At 54.1% G+C, this 21549-nt stretch carries 18 protein-coding genes and 1 tRNA gene; 14 read left to right on the plus strand and 5 right to left on the minus strand.

Annotation, left to right across the window (positions count from 1 at the left end):
- Positions 1–11: 11 nt before the first annotated feature.
- Entirely contained in the window at positions 12–1253 is a 1242-nt protein-coding gene (locus MDHKLMBL_RS15235) for a saccharopine dehydrogenase family protein (protein ID WP_014577127.1), read from the plus strand.
- Here the strand turns inward: MDHKLMBL_RS15235 and cydC are convergent.
- Genes cydC through MDHKLMBL_RS15255 form a run of 4 tightly spaced genes read right to left on the minus strand, consistent with a single transcriptional unit; the run spans position 1250 to position 7018 of the window.
- The gene (cydC, locus tag MDHKLMBL_RS15240) at positions 1250–2866 is read right to left on the minus strand and encodes a thiol reductant ABC exporter subunit CydC (RefSeq protein ID WP_062784267.1); all 1617 of its coding nucleotides are present in this window, start codon (positions 2864–2866) and stop codon (positions 1250–1252) included. The genes MDHKLMBL_RS15235 and cydC overlap by 4 nt on opposite strands.
- Positions 2859–4571, minus strand: coding sequence for a thiol reductant ABC exporter subunit CydD (cydD, locus tag MDHKLMBL_RS15245; RefSeq protein WP_104271269.1), 1713 nt, complete (start codon positions 4569–4571; stop codon positions 2859–2861). The genes cydC and cydD overlap by 8 nt, the downstream gene beginning before the upstream one ends.
- Complete coding sequence (gene cydB, locus MDHKLMBL_RS15250) at positions 4572–5573, minus strand: cytochrome d ubiquinol oxidase subunit II (protein ID WP_014577124.1); 1002 nt, start codon at positions 5571–5573, stop codon at positions 4572–4574.
- A 2-nt stretch (positions 5574–5575) separates the two neighbouring features.
- Positions 5576–7018, minus strand: a complete 1443-nt coding sequence (locus tag MDHKLMBL_RS15255) for a cytochrome ubiquinol oxidase subunit I (protein WP_053115337.1) — start codon at positions 7016–7018, stop codon at positions 5576–5578.
- A gap of 183 nt (positions 7019–7201) precedes the next feature.
- Between MDHKLMBL_RS15255 and MDHKLMBL_RS15260 the strand changes: the two genes are divergently transcribed.
- The 4 genes from MDHKLMBL_RS15260 (at position 7202) to MDHKLMBL_RS20830 (ending at position 8689) form a co-directional block, all read left to right on the plus strand.
- On the plus strand, positions 7202–7843 hold the full coding sequence (locus MDHKLMBL_RS15260; protein ID WP_104271271.1) for a class I SAM-dependent methyltransferase: 642 nt from the start codon (positions 7202–7204) through the stop codon (positions 7841–7843).
- 253 nt (positions 7844–8096) lie between these two features.
- A tRNA-Leu gene (locus MDHKLMBL_RS15265) sits at positions 8097–8182 on the plus strand.
- A gap of 28 nt (positions 8183–8210) precedes the next feature.
- The gene (locus tag MDHKLMBL_RS15270; protein ID WP_104271273.1) at positions 8211–8453 is read left to right on the plus strand and encodes a hypothetical protein; all 243 of its coding nucleotides are present in this window, start codon (positions 8211–8213) and stop codon (positions 8451–8453) included.
- A 47-nt stretch (positions 8454–8500) separates the two neighbouring features.
- Positions 8501–8689: a hypothetical protein gene (locus tag MDHKLMBL_RS20830; RefSeq protein ID WP_146083419.1), complete on the plus strand. Its 189-nt coding sequence runs from the start codon at positions 8501–8503 to the stop codon at positions 8687–8689.
- Positions 8690–8899: 210 nt separating this feature from the next.
- Here the strand turns inward: MDHKLMBL_RS20830 and MDHKLMBL_RS15280 are convergent, their stop codons facing one another.
- A complete protein-coding gene (locus MDHKLMBL_RS15280; RefSeq protein ID WP_146083420.1) occupies positions 8900–9910 on the minus strand; it encodes a hypothetical protein in 1011 nt (336 codons plus the stop codon).
- A gap of 440 nt (positions 9911–10350) precedes the next feature.
- On the opposite strand from MDHKLMBL_RS15280, the gene MDHKLMBL_RS15285 reads away from it, so the two are divergent.
- The 9 genes from MDHKLMBL_RS15285 (at position 10351) to tnpC (ending at position 21141) form a co-directional block, all read left to right on the plus strand.
- The gene (locus MDHKLMBL_RS15285) at positions 10351–10830 is read left to right on the plus strand and encodes a hypothetical protein (RefSeq protein WP_146083421.1); all 480 of its coding nucleotides are present in this window, start codon (positions 10351–10353) and stop codon (positions 10828–10830) included.
- The gene (locus MDHKLMBL_RS15290) at positions 10827–12365 is read left to right on the plus strand and encodes a relaxase/mobilization nuclease domain-containing protein (protein WP_104271281.1); all 1539 of its coding nucleotides are present in this window, start codon (positions 10827–10829) and stop codon (positions 12363–12365) included. Before MDHKLMBL_RS15285 ends, MDHKLMBL_RS15290 begins: the two co-directional genes overlap by 4 nt.
- 764 nt (positions 12366–13129) lie before the next feature.
- Positions 13130–13510 carry a hypothetical protein gene (locus tag MDHKLMBL_RS15300; RefSeq protein ID WP_146083422.1) on the plus strand — a complete coding sequence of 127 codons (381 nt, stop codon included), beginning with the start codon at positions 13130–13132 and terminating at the stop codon, positions 13508–13510.
- A gap of 39 nt (positions 13511–13549) precedes the next feature.
- Positions 13550–13759: a hypothetical protein gene (locus MDHKLMBL_RS15305; protein WP_104271287.1), complete on the plus strand. Its 210-nt coding sequence runs from the start codon at positions 13550–13552 to the stop codon at positions 13757–13759.
- Between the two features lie 1117 nt (positions 13760–14876).
- Entirely contained in the window at positions 14877–17771 is a 2895-nt protein-coding gene (locus MDHKLMBL_RS15310) for a UvrD-helicase domain-containing protein (protein WP_104271289.1), read from the plus strand.
- A 181-nt stretch (positions 17772–17952) separates the two neighbouring features.
- Positions 17953–18426, plus strand: coding sequence for a glycine zipper domain-containing protein (locus tag MDHKLMBL_RS15315; RefSeq protein WP_104271291.1), 474 nt, complete (start codon positions 17953–17955; stop codon positions 18424–18426).
- Between the two features lie 385 nt (positions 18427–18811).
- Positions 18812–19177, plus strand: coding sequence for an IS66-like element accessory protein TnpA (tnpA, locus tag MDHKLMBL_RS15320; protein ID WP_104271293.1), 366 nt, complete (start codon positions 18812–18814; stop codon positions 19175–19177).
- The gene (tnpB, locus tag MDHKLMBL_RS15325; protein ID WP_158254288.1) at positions 19174–19509 is read left to right on the plus strand and encodes an IS66 family insertion sequence element accessory protein TnpB; all 336 of its coding nucleotides are present in this window, start codon (positions 19174–19176) and stop codon (positions 19507–19509) included. Before tnpA ends, tnpB begins: the two co-directional genes overlap by 4 nt.
- A 75-nt stretch (positions 19510–19584) precedes the next feature.
- Positions 19585–21141: an IS66 family transposase gene (gene tnpC, locus MDHKLMBL_RS15330; RefSeq protein ID WP_104271297.1), complete on the plus strand. Its 1557-nt coding sequence runs from the start codon at positions 19585–19587 to the stop codon at positions 21139–21141.
- The last annotated feature ends 408 nt before the right edge of the window (positions 21142–21549 follow it).

A 21549-nucleotide genomic window follows, 5' to 3' on the forward strand; every position in this document is an offset into this window, starting at 1 on the left:
AAGGAAGAGCAATGACCAAATCCGCAGAAACAGCCCATGATCTGGTGGTGTTCGGTGCCACCAGCTTCGTCGGCCAGATTCTTACCCGTTACTTGCTCGAGACCTACGGTGTAGGCCAATCGGTAAAATGGGCGATTGCCGGACGCTCCGAGAGCAAGCTCAACACACTGAAAAGCAGCCTTGGCGACAAGGCCAGGGATCTGCCGGTGATTCTTGCCGATGCCGCCGACGATGCAGCCCTCAAGTCCATGTGTGAGCAGACCCGCGTGATTATATCCACGGTCGGCCCTTATGCGCTTTACGGCGAGCCGCTGGTCAAGGCTTGCGTACAGACTGGCACGGACTATTGCGATCTCACCGGCGAAGTTCAATGGATTCGCAAGATGGTGGAGCGTTACGAGGCGGAGGCGAAAACCTCTGGAGCGCGCATTGTTCACTGTTGCGGTTTCGATTCGATTCCCTCTGATATGGGCGTCTGGTTCCTGCAGAATCAGGCGGAGCAGACGTTCGGAATGCCGTGCCAGGATGTCCGCATGCGGGTCAAGACCGCCAAGGGCGAGTTCTCCGGCGGTACGGTTGCCTCCATGATGAATGTGGCGAAGGAAGCGGCGGCGGATCCGAAGCTGCGCAAGGAGCTGGCCAACCCGTTTTCCATCTGTCCGCCGGAACATCGCTCCAAGACCCGGCAGCCCAGCCTCAAGGGCGCCGAGTTTGATAAGACGTTCAACGCCTGGCTTGCTCCCTTCGTGATGGGCGCCATCAATACACGGGTGGTGCATCGCTCCAATGCCATGCAGAACGCGCGGTACGGCAAGGAATTCACCTACGATGAAGCCATGATGACCGGTCGTGGCACCAAGGGTCGGCTTGCTGCTTATGCGATCACCGGCGGCCTGGCGGCGTTCTTTACCGCCTCGGCCATCAAACCGACTCGCTGGCTGGTGGAGAAGTTTGTCCCTCAGCCGGGCGAGGGCCCAAGCCCCGAAGCCCAGAAAGCCGGTTTTTATGATCTGCGCTTTGTTGGTCGCACCGAGGACGGCAAGACCATCATCACCAAAGTGACCGGCGATCAGGATCCGGGCTACGGTTCCACCGGCAAGATGTTGGGCGAAGCGGGCATGTGCCTGGCGTTCGATATTCCGGCGGATCAGCCGGGTGGGTTCTGGACACCGTCTTCTCTGCTGGATGGCAAGCTGATGGACAGGCTTACCAGCAAAGCGGGACTGACCTTTGAGGTTCTCGAAACCCGCTAACCACTCAGGTAGATCACACGGTCGGTGCCCGGAAGGGCATCCGACCCGTGTGCGAGACTGACCACGGTTTTCCCTTCCAGAAGCGATTCCATCCGTTTTGCTATCCTCGACCGGGTCTCGGCATCCAGGCCAGTGAACGGCTCATCCAGTATGACCAGGGGAGCTGGGTTCAGTAACACCCGTGCCAGCGCCACTCGTCGAGCCTCACCACCTGAGAGCCTGCTTCCGGCGCTGCCCAGCCAGGTATCGAGTTGGTCCGGTTCGGTAGCGAAGCGCTCAGCCAGTTCCATCTGCTCCAGCATGCTCCAGAGTTCCGTGTCCGAAGCCTCCGGAGAGCCCAGTAACAGGTTGGCCCGCAACGTGTCTTCAAACAGCACGGTTTTCTGGGTCAGGTAAACGCAATCCCTCCGCGCCAGGCTTCCCTGAGCAACCGGCAAAAGGCCGGCTAGCACATCGGCGAGTGAAGATTTTCCGCTGCCGGAGTGGCCCAGAATACCGATGCGTTTGCCATCCTCAATCTCAAGATTGAAGCGCGTGAACAGCGGCGCGTAACCGGCGTGCTTCACCGCAATGTTGTCTGCAAGAAGCGCGGTTTCCGGCGGCAATTCTTGCTTTTCGTTGACAGCCTGCCGTTCCTCTTCGCGGCAATCGCGGTTCAGGCGCGCCGCGGAAGCGATGGTGGCTCCGAGCTTGCCAAAGGCATCAGGCAGCATGGCATAGACCTCAGCCAGTCCGAGCAGAGCAATGGGCAGTAAAACCAGCACAGGCCCGGATAGCGTGCCCGCCTGGAACAGGGTAAAACCCGCCCAGAGCGCCAGGACCGCAGAGAGATTTACCAGCAGATGGGTTCCGGCCAGGTGCCAGCCCACGCGGGTATCCGTTTTTGCCTGCTCTGAGGTTACCTGATGGGCCTGGCGCATAAGCCAGGCAGCATGTTTGCCAGTGCGACCGGCCGCAGTTAGTTCTGAGAAACCTTCAATATGTTCAATGACCGCCGTTCGCAATTCTTCCTGCCGGTCGCTTTGCCGGGCCGCAAGTTGCCAGGTTCTGAGGTAAACACCAACCGTCGCGACCGCCAGGGCAATCACAAGCAGCAGGCCCACCAGTATAGCGGTTCCAACATCAAACAGAATGGCTGCCAGCACCACCACCAGGAGTGTTACCAGGCCAGCCAAAGCCGTAGGCGCGATCAACCGGAGGTACAGGGTATCAAGGGCATCGACATCGCTGGTCAGGCGCGAGAGCCACTGGGCGCCACTCAGCTCTCCCCGCCGTACGCGCGTGGCGCGGGACAGCCGAGAGAACAGGTTCACGCGAATATCTGTAAGCAGTCTCAGAACCGTATCGTGGTTATATACCCGTTCCAGATACCGGAACACTGTTCGGGAAACAGCGAAAAACCGGATAGCGCCACCGGGCACGTAAAGGTTGATAGTGGCCGCCACCCCGGCAGCCAGGAGCAATCCCACCAGCGCCGTTTTAGTAAGGAACCAGCCAGACACAGCCAACAGCGCGATGCCGGAGAGCAGGGTAGCGAGAATCAGAAAACCACCGACCACCAGGCGTCCGGGCCGCTTTAAGATCAGCTCCAGCCACGGTTTCAGTTCACGCATCGCGAACCTCCCCGCCGGAGACCAGCAGAACCCGGTTTGCCAATGTGAGCAACGCCTGGTGATGGGTGGAGAAGATCAGGGTTTTGCCGGCTACCGCCAATTTGTGCAGAGCCTCCAGCACAAACACCTCACTGTCGCTGTCGAGGCCCGCGGTGGGTTCATCCAGCAGAATCAGGTCATAATCCGCCAGGAAAATACGTGCCAGGCTCAGCCGCCGCGCCTGTCCGCCGGAGAGGCCCTGGCCCTCCTCAGATACCGGGCTGTAGATGCCCTGTTGCCGACTGTCCAGCAGGGAACCAAGGCCGACATTGCGCAGGGCGGTTTCAATGGCAATATCGGAGGCATCTGGCGTAGTCAGTCTGAGGTTATCGGCCCAGGTACCCTGAACCAGGAAGCCTTTCTGCCCCAGCCAGCCGAACCGGAAACTTCCCGCCGATTCGCCAAACAGGTGGAGTTCACCGGTATCCGGTGCCATAAAACCGGCCAGCAGATGCAGCAGGGTGGACTTGCCGCCACCCGAGGGGCCGGTGAGGGCAATTACTTCGCCTTTTTGGATGGTCAGCGACAGATCCTGAATCACGGGCTGATCCGACCGAAAGCGTTTACTGACGGACCGCAACTCGATGCGATCATCCGAGCCCGCCACCGGTTTGCTATCCGTGGACGTTTCGAAGTGCGCTGGCGAACCAAGCCGTTCAAGAATTTCTGTGCCCGCACCCATAGCCGCTGCGCGATCATGATAATGCTGTGACAGCGTCCGTAAGGGCTGGAAGAACTCCGGGGCCAGCAACAGAATCAGAAGCCCGGAAAACAGCGTGAGATCTTCGGACGGGCCATAGGTGATGTAGCCCAGCAAACCAAAACCGATGTAAATGGCGATAACGGCAATGGCCACTGAGGCAAAGAACTCCAGAACCGCGGACGAGAGAAACGCAATCCGCAGCGTTTTCATGGTAACGCGCCGATAGTGATCGGACCGTTTGCGAATGAGTTCTGCAGCACCCGTCGTCTGGCCAAACAACTGGAGGGTGGTTAGCCCGCGCACCTTGTCCAGAAACTGTCCGGAGAGCCGGCTGATGGTCTCGAAGTGCTGTTGGTTAAGTTTTTCCGCGCCCATGCCCACCAGCGCCATGAACAGAGGAATCAGAGGGGCAGACAACAGCAGGAAAATACCGGCCAGCCAGTCCAGCCAGAACACGAGAACGAGGATCAGCAGGGGCACGATCATCGACAGCGTCATTTGCGGCAGAAAACGGGCGAAATAACCGTGCAGTGCTTCCACGTGGTCAATCCATTCCCGGGCAAGGGTGCCTGCGGAGGATTGGCCCAGCTCTACCGGGCCGGTGGCCTGCCAGTGTTTGTGTAGCTGACGCCTGGCATCCCGCCGTACCTGTTCGCTGCAACGGGCAGCAAAACGCGTCTGAAAGCCCTGGCCAAGTGCCCGAACCACCAGTGCGAGAATGAGCCCAAGGAAGAGTGGAGTGAGGTCCGCGATAGGGACCTCGTCAATCACGCCCAGATGAATTATCCGGGCCAACAAAACCATCTGGATGATGGTCGCTATACCGGCCACTGTGCCCGCAGCAACAGCACTGCGGATCCAGAGGCGATTGCCGAGGGCAAGCTGCGCGAGCCAGCCTTTTACGGCTTTCTGGTCAGTGGCGGGGGAACCTCCCCCGCCATCATTGGCCAGTGGCTCCGCCACTCAGTGGTATCCCTCTCCGGCGCGCACCTTGCCGCGGAAGACCCAGTAGGTCCAGGCGGTGTACACCAGCACGATCGGGATCACGAACAGCAGGCCCAACAGCAGGAACAGCTGGGACTCGTAGGCGGACGCGGCTTCCCAGAGCGTGTATTCCGGGGGAACCACGTAGGGCCAGCGGCTGACCACCAGACCCAGATAGGTGGTGATGAACAGCCCCATGGTAGCCACAAACGGCATGCCGTCCCGGCGATCACGTACCGAACGGTAGATCTGAATAGCACAAAGCAGGGTCAGGACTGGCAGAACCCAGATGATACTCAGGTTAGAGAACCAGCGCTCACGGACCATTTCGTCCACGAACGGCGTCCAGACTCCAATGATGCCAAAGACAACCAGCACCGCCAGCAGCAACGGCAGGGTGATCTTGTAGGCCCACTGCTGCAGGTAACCCTCTGTTTTCATGATCAGCCAGGTGGAACCCAGCAGGGAGTAGCCGGCCAGCATTCCGAGGCCCGTGAGAACGGTGAATGGCGTAAGCCAGTCCAGCGCGCCGCCCACATAAACGCCGTTGGCGGTTTCGAAACCCTGGATATAGGCGCCGACGACAGCGCCCTGTGCGAAGGACGCAACGGTTGAACCGCCCGCGAAAGCCCAGTTCCACAGATAGCGGGAGGTACGGGCCTTGAATCGGAACTCAAACGCCACGCCCCGGAAGATCAGCCCGGCCAGCAGCAGGAACACACCGATGTACAGTGCCGGCAGGAAGATGGAATACACCATCGGGAACGCGGCAAGGAGCCCGGCACCACCCAGCACCAGCCAGGTTTCGTTGCCGTCCCACACCGGCGCCACCGAGTTCATCATGGTGTCTCGGGCTTCCTCGTTCGGGGCGAAGGGGAAGAGAATCCCGACGCCCAGATCGAAGCCGTCCATCAGCACATACATGATGATGCCGAAGCCAATAATGAATGCCCAGATAAGAGGCAGATCAAACAGTTCCATAATCAGTGACCTCCCTGGTTTACGGGCTTGGCAGTACCAACAGTATCGCCGGAGTCGTGATCGATTTCGAAAGGCACGTGTGCGGCGGAGAACGGACGCTTCGGCCGTTCGGCCTCGTGCTCGTCTTCATCGTGGTCTTCGAGACCCACATAAAGCACGCGCATCAGGTAATACACGCCGGCAGAGAACACCAGAGCGTACACAACGATATAGCCGATGAGTGTGAACAATGCCATGCCGCCCGTCAGAGAGGGAGTCAATGCCTGTGCCTGTGTCATCTGGCCGTACACCAGCCAGGGCGCGCGACCCACCTCGGTCACAAACCAGCCGGTCAGCACTGCAAAGAAGGGGGCAATGCTCATAAAGCGCATACCCTGAAGGAACCAGTTGGTGCGCCAGTATCTACCGCCGGCACGCAGAACCAGGCCGGTAACCGCGAAGGCGATCATCAGAAGGCCAATGCCCACCATGATACGGAACGACCAGAACACGATTGCGACGGGTGGTTGCTCGTCAACAGGAACCGCGCTTACACCCGGCACTTCACCGTCCCATTCGTGGGTGAGAATGAAACTGGCCAGGCTGGGAATGCCAATCTCAAACAGGTTGCGCTGGTTTTCCTGATCGGGAATGGCAAATAGCAGCAACGGCACGTTACGGGAGGTCTCCCAGTTACCTTCCATGGCCGCGACTTTGGTCGGCTGGTGCTCCAGAGTGTTCAGGCCGTGGAAATCCCCCAGAACTGCCTGGGCGGGCGCAATGAACAGCAACAGCCAGAGGCACATGGACAGTGCTTTCTTGTTGGCCTCAACCTCGCGACCGCGCAGCAGGTACCAGGCGCTCACGCCGGCCACGACAAAGCCGCCGGTAAGGAAAGAAGCCAGTGCCATGTGGGCGAAGCGATAGGGGAATGAGGGATTGAAGATCGCCTCGCTCCAGGAGGTGACGTAGAACACGCCGTCGCGAAGTTCGGTGCCGGCCGGAGTCTGCATCCAGCTGTTCGCCGAAAGAATCCAGAACGACGAAATGAAGGTGCCGGTGGCAACCATGATAGCGGCAAACAGGTGGACACCAGCAGGCACCTTGTCGCGACCAAACAGGAGCACGCCGAGGAACGCCGCCTCAAGGAAGAACGCCGTGACCACCTCATAACTCAGGATTGGGCCAAGGAAATTGGCAGAGGCCTGGGCGAAGTTACTCCAGTTGGTACCAAACTGGAACGACATCACGATGCCTGATACCACCCCCATGCCAAACACCACGGCAAACACCTTGGTCCAGAAGGCAGAGAGCTTCACCCACAAAGGATTCTCGGTTTTGAAGGCCAGGCCTTCGAGTACCGCGATGTAGGAAGCGAGGCCGATGGTAAACACCGGAAAAATGGCGTGAAATGACACCACGAACGCGAACTGGATTCGCGATAGGATGAGAGGATCAAGTTCCATGGGAACCCTCCGGTAACGATCACATCATAACAAACGGGCCCAGCGAACCCGTTCAGCCGCTGCCTTAGCTCTGATTGTTATATTGTTATTACCGGCAGATGGTTATTATGCTACTAAATAAGGTAGCAGTTTCGATAGGGCCGATTGTCGCACCCTTGATTTAAAGCAATTATGGTGATGCCGATGAGCTTTTACGAAGACAGAATACTGCCTCACATCATAGACCGGGCTTGCTCAATGGGCCAGGTGATGAAACTTCGTAGCCAGGTGGTTCCCCATGCCAAAGGTGTGGTTCTGGAAGTGGGCATGGGCTCGGCCATCAATATGGAATTCTACAATGCCAATAATGTCGATATGGTGTACGGCCTGGAGCCCTCAGAAGGCATGCGTAGAAAGGCCCAGCCCAACCTCGCCAAAACTCCAATAAAGGTTGAATGGCTGGATCTGCCCGGGGAGAAAATCCCTCTGGACGACAACTCCGTGGACACCGTCCTGCTGACCTTCACGCTGTGCACGATCCCCGACTGGAACGCCGCCCTTCAACAGATGCGCCGAGTGCTCAAACCCGGCGGTGAACTCCTGTTCCTGGAACACGGCGAATCGCCCCACGATGACACGAGGAAATGGCAAAACCGCATTACCCCGGGCTGGAAAAAGCTGGCCGGTGGCTGCCACCTGAACCGACACATCGCAGACCTGATCCGTCACGCCGGCTTTGAAATCCAGGAGCTGGAAAACCTCTACATCCCCAAGGCCCCGAAAATCGCGGGATACATTTATAAGGGCAGGGCGATCAACCCGCTAGAGACCACCCCGGCAGCCTGATAGTGCGGGCAGAATCCGAATTGCGTTACCCCACGCAGACTTATACAATTCTGCCCGTCAAAACCTCCCCCGAATGCTCCGGTGGTGAAATTGGTAGACACAAGAGACTTAAAAGCTCCAGAGTGAGAATTTAAAAAAACAGGTAAAACAATGTGGTTGCGGCCATTTCAAAGGGAATAATAGAAAGGTCTGACACGCATATGACACAACAACTTTTTGTATACTTTTGAACATCAGGGATTGATAGACACACGCTCGGGTGGTGGAATTGGTAGACACAAGGCACTTAAAATGCCTCGGCCATAGGCTGTGCGGGTTCAAGTCCCGCTCCGAGCACCACTTTCCAAAATGATTTTGGGGGGGTAACATGCAAAAAGCTCTCACCCGCCTTTATCTCTCCAAGCTGGCTCCCCAAGAGGTCTCCGATTATCGCCAAGGCCTAGCGGCTGTTCAGGATTTTGCTGACAAACACAATGTCCGCATCTGGATTGAGGATGTGAAGCATAAGCGAAGTGGTCCGGTCATTTCGTGCTGGATTGAAGGACATCCGGAGCTTGATGATGTGATTGAGCAGATTTTCGAGGAGGCTATGGAGCGCTCCGAAAGTTAACACCCGTGCTAACCTTTGGTGTGGCCAACCCATGGAAGGAGATCTAGGTGTCTGAGTTCCTTACAGAACACGCGAGCGCAGTATTCACTCTTGCCGGTGGTTTTGGTGGTGCCATCCTGTCATTCCTTGCTTCATGGTTCCTTAAGCGCAGAGACTACGAATTGAGCATCTGGGAGCGATTAATGGAGCGCCGTCTCGCTGCCTTCCGACTTGGTCAGCATCTCCTCATCACTTGAGCAAAAAATATATAAATACTTTGCCGAAAAAATCACCGATATAAAGCTGGACGACGTCGGGGAGTGGCACAAATATGAGCAGGAAGAGTCTCGTCGGCGTTTTGCCGAGCTGAACTACATACAGAAAGAGGAAAAAATCAGAGTATTGATGAAATAAGCCACTGGTCAGGTTTTCGCCCCGGCAGGGGCGAGCCCATTCAAAAAACAGGGTCAGCCGTTCACGACCTGATCCGGATCAATCCCCAGCTCACGAAGCGCCCGCTCCTGTTCTTCGATTTTCTTTCGAAGTTGTTTTACTCGTGCTTCTTTGAGTAGCTCATCGAGCCTTTCCGTTCTGCGTTGCAGGTCTTCCAGCTCGTCCTGGTCTGGTTCGACGTTTTGGCCTGCGGCGACATCGAACGCGGTCTGGATAACTTCGCGGGGTTTCTCTGAGGCTTCGTTCGGAGTCATTTTTTTCCGGCTCTGTTTTTTCTTCCGCTTCTCTTTCCTTAATGCTTCAGCGCGCTCGGCTTCCAGTGCATTGATCTGGGCGTCGAGTTCTTTGATTTTATGCAGGGCCTGCTCCGCAGAAAGACCCAGTGCAACGGCTTGAGAATTGTCGGGCTTGTTGATGCACATCCGAGTCTGGCGTCTGTCGACCTTCAGGTCATAAATTTTGTAATAGAGTTGTTCAGAGCGTGGGAGGTTCGCAACGATCTCCAGCACTTCCTGCTTCGCCTTCTCGGCCTTCTCTCGATAGTGCTGAACCTTCTGAGTCTTCGGCATTGGTGTCCTGCCTCTGGTCTGTCGCAGGGCCTTCTCATATTCCTCGTCCGGAACCTGCTCAGCGTCGTTCGCTTTCCGTTGTTGCTGCCTGATGTATTTGAGTAAATAGAGGACCCGGTCATGACCTCTACGTCCCGCCTTGTCTTTTGCCTTGAATCGTCCAAGGTGTTTGGGGCTCTCTGGCTCAACCCCATCCCGCTCGCATTGCTTCACATATTCAGCCCAAGACTCGTCCCAGCGGATGCGCGCCTTTTCTTGATGGTCTTTCAATGACAGGGGAGGGCGTCCCATGCGTTCGCTTGACTCCGAAAATTGGACACGCTTCCGCTCAACCTCGTCCTCAAACTCTTCGGTGAAGGTATGCAAATAGTGTCGATAGTCCCGCGCCGCCCGACTTTTTGCTTTCTCCAAAGCCGACATTCTTGGGCGTCCGTTGGCTTTCTGTCGCTCCGCCATTGGCGTGGCCTCTCAATGATTCCGGGGGAATTCAAAAACGTTCATATTCTTGCGCTAAGATATTTTACGCAGATGTAAGCTGAGCAGTATGCAGCAAAAAGAATATTTTTCGCAAAAATAAAGCAGCAACTGAACCGGACAAACAACATCGCTACACTCTCCGTAACTCATCATGGCACCAACAATGACGCGTCACACAGCGCGCGGCGACAGCTTCCTAAACACCGTAACAAAAATATGAACAGCTTTTTTAGCTTAATCTTTTACCGCTGCGACTATGCGTTGTACAGCGCTAAATATCCGACAATATAAATAGGTCCGGAGAACTTCTCCGGGAGTATTGCGGACCGGAAAAAGATGAAGAGAGAAGAGCGGTTGCCAGCTATGTTTTCGTAGCCCGACAATCCCCTGCGGGGCTCGCCGGTCTCAGAAAACGCTGGATGCTCAAACCCTGGCGGGTTCTGCGCTCTCAATATACAAACCCATATAATAAAAACAACAAAGGGTGCAATATGCAACAAAATACACAGGAACAAAAGAAGCGACCGAACAGAGGCGGACGCCCACCAAAACGCCCCGAAGACCGCAAGACCGTCCAGTTGAAGATCTGGGTCACGGAAGGCGAGGCGAAACAGTTGAAGCAGGCGGCGAAAGATTTCGGCTTCAAAAACATCAGTCCGATGCTGGGCCATCTGGTTCGGAAGCGATTATCCGCAAATCTTGCGATAACCCCCGGCGACATGATGAACATCCAAAAGCTGGCCAAAAACTCGCAGATCATGCGGGAGCTGGTCGCAGAGGGTGAGCCGTACAATGAGCAGTGGCACAGGCAAGCTGTCCAGAGCGAGAAAGAATGCAAGCGTCTCGCGCAGCTACTCAACCAAGCCCTAAACAACAATAAAAAACGGGCCCGCAAATGATCCACAAAAAGAAACCATTCGGAAGCAGCCCAGCCCCCCGCCTGAACTACGCCCTGGGGGGCGGGCACGAGCACAAAGTCGAGAAGTTGCAGTTTATCCCCGGCACAACGATGTCCGAACCGGTACCGCTCGAAAAAGGCCAGCCCATGCCCAAGGTCTTCGGAAGCATTGACGACATCGGTCGCATGGTCTCAGAGCGAACTGCCAAGCGTGGCAATTCAACTGCCATAGATGGCGAAACCGATGCCAACGGCTCGGAAGATGAAGAGCAAGAGCCAAAAAAGAACAAGCCGATGGCATACGACTGGACGGACCTCAACAATGAATTCGAAGCCGCCGCCTCATTCCACAACGGCAAGGGCGAGAAACTGTTCGGGCATTACATCATCAGCCTCGCCCCCGGTGAAACTCTCACCCCCGAGCAATGGCAGGATGTCATCACAGAATATATGGAGGCACTCGGATATGACGAATTTACCAAGTTTTGTGGGTTCACTCACAACGAGACGGAAAATCAGCATGCACACGTTCTAACGTGCAGGGTTCGCATGGAGAAAGGCGGCCCCCTGGTAGACGACAGCAACGACTACGAGAAGGGCATGGAGTGCATGCGCAGGCTCGAAAAGAAATACGGCCTGCAAATCGTCGCAAACCCTGAGGACAGCTGGGGCAAGGACCTAAGCAAGGAGGAATTCAAATACCTCGGCGGCGACCGCCAAACGGCCCTCCAAGCTCAACTGGAAGGCCCCAAAAAGGACTGGGCCGCCGTGATCCGTGCCAGGGTCAAGGCAACATGGAACGACGCAAAACCGAACGATATGGCCGAGCTGGTTGACTCATTAAAATCCCATGGTGTTGACATCAAAATCCGCACAAATAAAGCCGGAGAGCCTGAGGGCATCAGCTACAAGGCCCACGGCTCAGCCGCCTGGATATCTGGATCGAAAGTCATGCCCAAGCGTCTGACTTGGCAGAACCTTATCAAGAGAGAGGGCATCGAATACCACCCAGCAAAACACAACGCCGCCCTGGGCCTTCCGGAGCCCGTTGATCAGAGCTATATGCGGGTTGATGCATACCAGCCGCTCAACAAGATCCAGGTCTATGCAATCAAGAAGACCAAATTGCGGGTGCGGCTATATCACCGAAACGGCGTGCACTATGCGGGGTTCGGGTTTGATCAGCTATTTAAGACTGGGAAGCAACGCTATGAAGACATGATGCACCGTATAATCTTCAAGCTCGTCATGGATATACTTTTTCTTCTGTTTGGCGTTGGTAAAGTGAGCCCAGGGGAGCCAATCATCACATGTGATGGCGAAATCCCTAAGGGCATGGAAAAGGTTCGAGACGAAGTCGGAAGCGCCTGCTATGACGTGAATGAGCCCGAAGGTGATGAGTATGACCCGAAAGAGCTGGAAGCGCTGAAAAAGGACATCTCAGACGGCATTTTGGATGAGCATCGGGAATGGATTAGGCCGACCATCGTACGAAGTGGCAAGACCCTCGACAACGATATGGCGCTTGAACAATAGGCAAACAAAGACTCCAGCCGAAGTGGGTGGCTGGGGCATAAGATGTTCGATTAAACGCCCGCGCTGCGCGGTAGTGGCCCCGCCCCTTTAACTCCCCGGGGGGTGCGGAACCCCTGAGTTTAAACCCCCCGCGAAGAGGAGGTTGATGTTGAATGAGATTGACCCCCGTACCGCCGCTCCCATGAGCGGCAACCATTGCGACAGCCACCTCGAAGGTTTAATCCAGTACACCGACATTTTGTTGGGCACAAATGGAACAAGTAAGAATGCAGAAAGTTCGTCAAACTGCATCAGCAAGACGGGCTCGCCTTCCTGTTCATCCTTTCGGTCCTAGTATCGAGCTGGCCCTAAAAGGGATCAGGAACGACGGCAGAGGCATAACCCAGAGCATGGGTCGTTCCTAACCGGATCAAGCGCCGCCCTCCATTTTATTGCTGCTTTTCAAAAATGCTCAGCAGTTTAAAAATCGATCGAATTTCAGAACATGATTAAACAGAGCGCGACAAACAATTATGCCTTTCTGAACTCACAATATTCGTAGCGTAAAATAATTAATTAAGTGAAAAAATAGTTTTCCTGTTATCAAATTAAATAAATGGTTATATAATAAAGTTAAGTATACAAAATAATAATAACAAAAGAGGTGAGATATGCTTTTACGATTGGGAGATGCGGGCACTATTGTCCGGATATTTAAAACGCGTTGTGTCTGCTTCGATACGGTTGAATATAAGGGTAGACCCCGAAAACTATTTCAGACAGAAATGGAGAAGCTGGTCGAGTTTCCGGTTTATGAGTCGGCAGAGGCTCATATGTCTACCATCGCCAACGAAGACGGCGAGCCAGCCTTCAGCGCCGAGAACATCCAGCACGCGGAAAAATGGATCGAGCAGCAGATGCAGGAGATTGACGCCGCGTTTCGACGGAACCAAAGCCTTGGCTTGATGGGAGGCACGGCGGTCATCAAGAGAAGCAGTAAGGACGACCAGAAGTATTTTTCGCACGACGGCTTCATTTCAGGCCGGAAGGTTGGCGAGTTCATTGGCGTCATTCGGGGCGCTCATGGATACAAGCCGAAGATGCGCAAAAAGGTAAAAATGCCCCATGTAGAGGTCGCTGAGCCGGATACTGCCGCCAAGGCTTGAGAAGAGGGTCGGTTTGAAGACATCAACAACGAAAACCTGATGCGGATGCGAGTCATCGCGAAAGAGCGCGGCAAGCCTCTGGATAAGGCCTTCACAGAGGAAGAGGTGTTCCAGTTTTACATTGCCGAGCGTCAGGCGTTTTATATGTTGACCCGGACGATGAAAAATAAGCAGAACGGACTCGAGAAGGCCTGCCGAGAAAAGGCAGAAAAAAAACACTCAGAGCTGATGAAGCAGCAACTGGTTTAATTTCCGCGAAGCGGCCAAACCGAATAGCTCCCAGTCTAGGGGGCTTTGTTATGCTAAACCGAGAAACACGAGAGACCCATGAAGCATGGACAAACTCATCGCCATCAGAAATCGAGTCGACGAACAGTACGCTTCCCTGGATAGCAGATCAGCTTATGGAATTGTTCAAACAAGTCCGCGCAGAGGTCGTCACAGAGGTGGCGAATGGAGAAATCAATGCGCCCGTTTCGCAACTTTTACACTAATTAACAGTTGAATCTGGATTATACTAGAATTGTAATTGACTGTTTTTAATGAGGTTATTAGTATCAGCGGAAAGCTGGTAAACAAATTTTGAAAATCAATGTACTAAATTTCGATAAAATTACTAACGCATTGAATGCTAGTCAGAAACGGTGTTCGGCAAGAACTTTGGACTCGAACTTGCTGGAAGAAGCAATTCGTCAGAGCGAGGCTCGGCTCCACACTCTATTGCCGAAGAACCACTGGAAAGGCCTATCACTTTCGATCACAACGTCTCCGACAAAAATCCCATCCTCTTACAATGGGGTCCCCATGGCGACTTTTGCTACAGTAACGCGTCATGCATCAGGGTGGTTTTTGACAATGGTGTCGCGTGACAGAGTTCGTGAGGGTGGAAGAGATATTATGATTGTCGGGCTAGAGGAAAAGGCGGATGAACTGGCTTTATTCCTGACTCGAACCATCGGTACCTTTGAGCTAGAAACGCAGTCCGATTAGTTCCGTTTTGCTGCTGCTTGCTGAAGCAAGCAGCGGTCTCATGCTCCCAAATAATCACAATTATTGTGATCAGATCTAACTCAATCACCTATAGCTCAGGGATTAAGATCCATGTGATAGCAAAGTAACTTTTTTACCCGGTTCAGCTATCTGACTGTCGAATTACAGGGTGGAGCAAGCTCTGAATCTCTGATTCACTAGTTGATCTCGTTATTCTCAGCGCAGACTAGCTGATCATCAATCAGGTAATGTTTTAGAGCTGCCGGCAATTGAGGGAGGTCAATATGTTACCTGTCTCATTTGTAGAATGGCGAGAGTGGTGTTTTGAATCTGCGTTCTGGAGCGGGAGCCAAGGACGGTCGACAAGGAATTTTAAATGAGCGTTTTTCGTCAGGTTTGGTTCCTGAAGCTGTTCGGAGGGACTCCGCTCAAGCTAACAGTTACAGAGCTGGGAGTTGTATTACGGAACAAGCAACAGCCTGAACGGCTGATTCGCTGGAATGATATTTCCTCCTCTCCTGTTATCAGTAAGGGCGTACTGTTCTCAAAAATTCAATTCGCGGTGGGCAGCCATCAAGAAACCATATCCTGGCTCAACAAAGCCAGTGGTCGAAAACTAAGGGGGGAAATTCTTTCCCGACTGTTGGACCTTCATGGTGCTCGAGCCGAGGCTGCACTGTCCAAAATCCTCTTATTGGTTAAGAAAGCTGGTTATCTTCGAACAAGCCACGCAAATGCAATTGCACACTTTGCCGATTCACAGAGAAACCGTTTAATACTGCCTCCCGACGATATTGATTTGCCTCCAGATCAGGCTGAGCCGTTTGAAAGGCTTCGACAGTGGGCGGAGTCGGATCCAATTGTCATTCAGCAAGTGCGAGACGACTTTCTAAGCGCAGAGTTGAATCGATACAAAGGTTTATTCGACTCAGTAGAATCGAACCCTCTCACCATTAAGCAACGTGAAGCCTGCGTCATTGATGAGGACAACAACCTGGTACTCGCAGGTGCAGGGACCGGTAAGACAAGCACAATGATCGGACGGGCAGCCTATCTTCTTGAAAGTGGGAGGGCAGGAGATAGCGACATTCTAATGCTGGCGTTTGGGCGCAAAGCAGCAGAGGAAATGGAAGAACGAATTGCGGAGAAGATCCCTGGAGCCCAAGTGAAAGCCGCTACCTTCCACTCTCTCGGGTTGAAAATCATTGGGGATGTCGAAGGTGGGAAGCCGCAGATCAGCAAATTGGCTGAGGATGATAATACTCTGGCGAAGGCGGTCGATGATTGGCTCAAATTGCTTCTGGAGGATAAGAACTATCAAAATCAGGTAGTGCGTTATTTTTCGGACCACTTATACCCTGAAAAAAACTGTTTTGATTTTTCCTCGGAGGGAGACTACTTCGAGTACATCCGGGCGAACAAGATCTACTCCCTAAAAGGAGAGAATGTAAAAAGCCTGGAAGAGGCGCTTATCGCCAATTGGCTGTTCCAGATGGGAGTTGAGTATCAATACGAAGCCCCTTACACGGCGGCCCCGACACGGACACCTGACTTCCGAGCTTACTTACCGGACTTCTATTTGCCCGAGTACGACATTTACTTGGAACACTTTGGAATCGGGCGCGACGGTTCGACAGCACCGTATGTGGATGCGAATCAGTATCATGAAAGCATTCGCTGGAAGCGAGATTTGCACAAGAATAATCAGACAACGCTGGTCGAGACCTATTCATACGAACGAAGTGAGGGGTGTTTGCTCAGTGAACTTGAGAAGAAGCTATCTGCGCTCGGAGTGAGGTTTGATCCGCTACCCAATGAGGCGATTCTTGAAACTCTCAAGGAGAGGGGTGAGATCACCGAATTCTCCCGGCTAATGAGCCAGTTGGTCGGCGCATTTAAGGGGAGCCATGAGACCTGGGATGAGGTAAAGACCCGCGCCAATCGCGTCTCAAACCCGGGGCAGTTCATTGCGGCCATGGAACTATTGAAGCCTGTCTTGGAACACTACGAAGCAGATCTCCAAGCAAGCGAGAGCATCGATTTTAACGACATGATTGGCAAAGCAATCGACTATGCGGAATCTGGCCGTTTTAAACCGTCATGGCGTTACATTTTAGTCGATGAGTTCCAAGATATCTCCCGTCCTCGAGCAAGATTGGTGAAAGCACTGCGGGACAGAACAGCGAACTGTTCAGTGTTTTGCGTGGGTGATGATTGGCAGGCGATCTACCGCTTTACGGGGAGCGACGTAACGCTCACCACAGGATTCAAAAAAGAGTTCGGGCCAACGAAAACAACATCGTTGGACAAGACTTTTCGATTCAACAACCAAATTTCGGATGTCGCCTCAAAGTTTGTCACAAAAAACCCTGCACAAGTGAATAAGCGACTGACAACTCACACGGTCGTTTCTCAGCCAGCCGTGTCATTGCTCCGCCGCGGCAAATCTGAGAAGCGCGACGTTACTGAACTGGAAGAGGTATGCCAGGCGATTTCCGATCGGGTCGACGGTAGGGCGAGTGTTTATGTGCTGGCGAGGTTTTGGTTCCGGCTACCCGATAGCTCCGTCCTGAGGGTCCTCAAACGGAAGTTTCCAAAACTGGATATAGAACGCCTCACCTTCCATGCTTCCAAGGGCAAAGAAGCAGACTACGTGATAATAACGGGGTTCGATGTAGGTGCACACGGATTCCCCTCAGCAAAAGAAACCCATCCGTTATTGAATGCATTGCTTCCACCAGAAGAGCCATACGAATTTGCTGAAGAGCGCAGGCTCTTTTATGTTGCATTGACGCGCGCTCGTCATCGCGCCTACTTAATCACAGATATGAGTGTGGCATCGGTCTTCGTTAAAGAATTGATCAAGGAGGACTATTCAGTGGAGCTGGATGAGTTCCACACATCCAATCACCAGCTAAATGCCACTGAATTGCCATGTCCAACCTGCAAATCGGGGAGCATGGTGCCGAGATTCTCGGGTGCTTCAACGTTTTTTGGTTGCTCGAACTACCCCCTGTGCACAAACACGGACCCGGGATGTCCGTCATGTGGCAGCGCGATGAAGAAGCAGGGTGGTTATAAGATCTGTATTAACGAAGCCTGCCGAACCTGGACCCCGCTTTGTTCCGTTTGTGGCGCTCCAATGAAAAAACGGCATGGCCAATACGGTGAATTCTGGGGATGTAGTAACTACCGAAGCACCGGACCGAGCTGCTCCAACACGATGAATGGTGTGAGCCCGCCGCCTAAGTCGGTTACAAGACAAGCCTAATGATTCGTGATACTAAACGAAAGCGAACCCCCATTCTGCCGAGTTTCTGTAGCGTTTGAACAGTGAAGGGGGTTACTGCCGAGTAGTCTGTTGTCTGCTAATCTGCTGGATAGTGATGCGGTAGATTGACCACTTTTATTTGATATAGGGAACCAGATTAATCGGAGTTCAAGGAGGAAAGATGCTCACATTTATTGTAGTGGTTGTAATTCTTTTTATAGGGTCCCGCTATTACCGAGATTGGCAGATGAGGGGCGATCCCGTTTCACGACGTAAGTCGTTCGCTTGGGGCTGGGCGCTGATTGGAGCGATTTTAGGCTCCTTCACCGGTATTGCGGGATTCGGAGGTGCCATCATAGGGACAGTCCCTGGCGCGATTCTCGGTTGGTTGATTGGAAGCAACTTGAACAAGCGCGATTACGGGTCGGGAGACCGGGCGACAGACGTGTACAAGCCAGTTTCCGGTTCAGATAGCTCTGTCTGGGGATCGCCTTCGTCGCGCGGCGTAAAAATTCGGCTCAATAAAAAAACGCCCATGCCGGAGTCTACCGAGAAACCAGATTCTCTTGTTGAAGACGCTAAATTAATTTGGAACATGTTTCTGGTCTCATGCTTAGTAGGTGCGGTCCTCTACGTTAAGGAATACTTGCTCTAGGCTTCCATTTAATTCTTTGAGTGGGTTATCGGCCAGCGGCTCCCTTTTTGGAGCAGTGAGAACCATTTCATTAGTTTGTCGGTGAATCGTATTGCTGATTCATTTCCATTTCGTCCGGGCTAGTGCTTGGGTTATTTTCAGACTCAGATGAGCAAACCAAGAATGTCGACTCTCCTCTGATAAACAAAAGCGGACCTTCGCTCCCATTTTGTCCTATCCTAAGACTGCTGCTTTAAAGCTTACCCTGACCCCGTTTAAGTGCTGCGTATTGTGTGAAAAAATCCGGCTCTTGACCGTGATACCGTAACCGTCTGGTGATCCCATCTTGATCCTGGCGCTGCCGCCGTCAGGATAGTGTCCACTTATTTTCTAGTGGACACTTAACATGAACAACGTAAGCGCAACCAAGCCCTATCAGAAGCGTCGCCGCTTTTCTCCTGAGTTCAAAGCCGACATCGTTGCTGAGTGCCTAGAACCTGGAGCTTCTGTTTCCCGGATTTCTTTGGAGAATGGGCTCAACACCAACATGGTTCGGCGCTGGATTAATGAAGCGCGACGAGCGCCGAAAAGATCGGGGTTTGTGTCGGTCGCTCTCCCAGCGGCAACCTCTGCACCGAGCAACCAATCAGTTCCAGACAAGCGTAGCACCATCCGCATCGAGATTCCCCGCGCCGGTGGCTCGGTCGTGGTGGAGTGGCCTGCGGAGCAGGCGCATCAATGTGCTGCCCTGTTGCGGGATCTGCTGGGATGATCCGCATCGACGAGATCTGGCTGGCCACCGAACCGCTGGATATGCGGGCGGGGCCCGACAAGGCCCTGGCCCGGGTAATTCAGGTGTTCGGTTCAGCCAAACCCCATTGCGCCTACCTGTTCGCCAACAAACGGGGCAACCGGATGAAGGTGCTGATCCACGATGGACTCGGCATCTGGCTGTGTGCCCGCCGGCTGAACCGGGGCAAATTCCACTGGGGCGAAACCTGGCGCGGTGAGCAACTGCGCCTGACCGAGGAACAGTTGTCCGCCCTGGTTCAGGGCCTGCCCTGGCAACGCCTTGGTGCGGAAGGCGTCATCTCCATCCTGTAACCACAAGTGTCGTGATGCCGCTATAGCCAGAACCGCGAATCGCTTGCCGCACAGGGACTTGGCATACTAGGCGGCATGACTCAGCGCCCCGACATCAACCAACTCTCTGCCGATCAGCTCCGTGCCCTGGCGACGGAACTGATGGACTCTCTGGACGCCAATGATCAAGTCTTGGACCGGAAGGAACGGGCGTTGGTGCGCAGCAACGCTATCATCGAGAAGCTGACCCATGAAGTCGCCATCCTCAAGCGTCACAAGTACGCCCGTCGTAGTGAACAACTCGATGCGGTTCAGGGGAAACTGCTGGACGAACTGATCGACAGCGACCTGGCCGCCATCGAAGCCGAGCTGGACCAGGCGATGACCGAGGAGCAGAAGGCTGCCCGGCCCAAACAGAAGCCTAAGCGCACCCCGCTGCCACCGGAACTGCCCCGCACCCTGATCCACCACGAACCGGACAATACTCAGTGCCAGTGCGGCTGTCAGCTCAAGCGCATTGGCGAAGACATCAGCGAAAAGCTGGACTACGTACCGGGCGAGTTCACCGTGGAGCGCCACATCCGAGGCAAGTGGGCCTGCGAAAAGTGCGAGACCCTGGTCCAGGCACCGGTACCACCGCAGGTGATCGACAAGGGTATCCCCACCGCCGGCCTGCTGGCTCAGGTGCTGGTGGCCAAATACGCGGACCATCTGCCGCTGTACCGTCAGGAGCGCATCTTCGGTCGCGCTGGCCTGGAAATCCCTCGCTCCACCCTGGCCGAATGGGTGGGTGCCTGCGGTGTGCAGTTGCAACCCCTGGCGGATGCACTGCGAAACACCTTGCTGGAACACAACGTTCTGCATGCCGATGAAACCCCGGTCAGCATGCTGGCCCCGGGCAAGAAAAAGACCCACAAGGCCTACGTCTGGGCCTACTGCACCACACCGTTCTCGGACCTGAAAGCCACCGTTTACGACTTCGCACCCAGCCGGGCGGGTGAACACGCCCGCACCTTCCTGGGTGACTGGCAGGGAAAACTGGTCTGTGACGATTACGCCGGTTACAAGGCCGGGTTCGGCAACGGCATCACTGAAATCGGCTGTATGGCCCACGCCCGGCGCAAGTTCTACGACCTGCACGAAGCCAACAAGAGCGAGTTGGCAGCCAAGGCCCTGAAATACATCGGCGGGCTTTACGAGATCGAGCGAGAATCCAAAGACCTGCCGCCGGATAAGCGACGGGAAATCCGGCAAACCAAAGCCAAACCCCTTGCTGAGGCACTGCATCAGTGGATGCTCGCGCATCGCCAGAAGGTGCTGGATGGTTCTGGCACGGCCAAAGCGTTGGATTACAGCCTCAAACGGTGGGAAGCGCTGACGCGCTACCTGGACGATGGTGCTGTGCCCATCGACAATAACTGGGTGGAAAACCAGATCCGGCCCTGGGCGCTAGGCCGTTCCAACTGGCTGTTCGCGGGGTCACTACGTAGTGGTCAGCGTGCGGCTGCGATCATGACACTGATCCAGTCTGCAAAGCTGAATGGTCATGACCCCTATGCCTATCTGAAGGATTTGTTGACCCGCCTGCCGACGCAGAAAAACAACGCCATCAACGAGCTATTGCCCCACAACTGGAAGCCTTGCATACCCTGATAAGTCGCAATGGCCGGCCCCTTATGTTGGATTGTTTGATTCCTCTCTAAAGGCTCTATCATGCGGAATTGGCCGTTTTTGATTGAGCGTAATTTCGGATAATCCCACAAGACAAACCACGGTCTAACTCACCCTCCAGATCAAGTAGAAGACAATAAAGAGTGAACGCTGTCTCATATTCTTGACAAAACATTAAACTGTTTATAAAACTCTCTCTTAGATTAATTGTAACTAACTGTTAAGTGTTAGTTTTTCAGCAGTGCCATTGCACTTCGTTGATGCTCATAACAGCGAAGCGAGAGGGCGTCTCGAGAGTGTTAAAAACTGTCAGGGACACTCCAGCGTCAGGATCTGTCCGATCGTCATGCTTCCTGAAGACAGTCTTTTTTATCGTAGTAAAAGGGGAAA

The sequence above is a fragment of the Marinobacter flavimaris genome (assembly GCF_002933295.1).
GTDB classification, from domain to species: domain Bacteria; phylum Pseudomonadota; class Gammaproteobacteria; order Pseudomonadales; family Oleiphilaceae; genus Marinobacter; species Marinobacter flavimaris.

Coding starts and splice junctions, on each gene's coding strand:
- MDHKLMBL_RS15310 (WP_104271289.1), top strand. CDS start 14,877: ATGAGCGTTTTTCGTCAGGTTTGGTTCCTGAAGCTGTTCGGAGGGACT.
- tnpB (WP_158254288.1), top strand. CDS start 19,174: ATGATCCGCATCGACGAGATCTGGCTGGCCACCGAACCGCTGGATATG.
- tnpC (WP_104271297.1), top strand. CDS start 19,585: ATGACTCAGCGCCCCGACATCAACCAACTCTCTGCCGATCAGCTCCGT.
- MDHKLMBL_RS15270 (WP_104271273.1), top strand. CDS start 8,211: ATGCAAAAAGCTCTCACCCGCCTTTATCTCTCCAAGCTGGCTCCCCAA.
- cydC (WP_062784267.1), bottom strand. CDS start 2,866: ATGCGTGAACTGAAACCGTGGCTGGAGCTGATCTTAAAGCGGCCCGGA.
- MDHKLMBL_RS15280 (WP_146083420.1), bottom strand. CDS start 9,910: ATGGCGGAGCGACAGAAAGCCAACGGACGCCCAAGAATGTCGGCTTTG.
- MDHKLMBL_RS15305 (WP_104271287.1), top strand. CDS start 13,550: ATGCGGATGCGAGTCATCGCGAAAGAGCGCGGCAAGCCTCTGGATAAG.
- MDHKLMBL_RS15285 (WP_146083421.1), top strand. CDS start 10,351: ATGCTCAAACCCTGGCGGGTTCTGCGCTCTCAATATACAAACCCATAT.
- MDHKLMBL_RS15315 (WP_104271291.1), top strand. CDS start 17,953: ATGCTCACATTTATTGTAGTGGTTGTAATTCTTTTTATAGGGTCCCGC.
- MDHKLMBL_RS15260 (WP_104271271.1), top strand. CDS start 7,202: ATGAGCTTTTACGAAGACAGAATACTGCCTCACATCATAGACCGGGCT.
- MDHKLMBL_RS15255 (WP_053115337.1), bottom strand. CDS start 7,018: ATGGAACTTGATCCTCTCATCCTATCGCGAATCCAGTTCGCGTTCGTG.
- cydB (WP_014577124.1), bottom strand. CDS start 5,573: ATGGAACTGTTTGATCTGCCTCTTATCTGGGCATTCATTATTGGCTTC.
- MDHKLMBL_RS15290 (WP_104271281.1), top strand. CDS start 10,827: ATGATCCACAAAAAGAAACCATTCGGAAGCAGCCCAGCCCCCCGCCTG.
- tnpA (WP_104271293.1), top strand. CDS start 18,812: ATGAACAACGTAAGCGCAACCAAGCCCTATCAGAAGCGTCGCCGCTTT.
- MDHKLMBL_RS15235 (WP_014577127.1), top strand. CDS start 12: ATGACCAAATCCGCAGAAACAGCCCATGATCTGGTGGTGTTCGGTGCC.
- MDHKLMBL_RS15300 (WP_146083422.1), top strand. CDS start 13,130: ATGGAGAAGCTGGTCGAGTTTCCGGTTTATGAGTCGGCAGAGGCTCAT.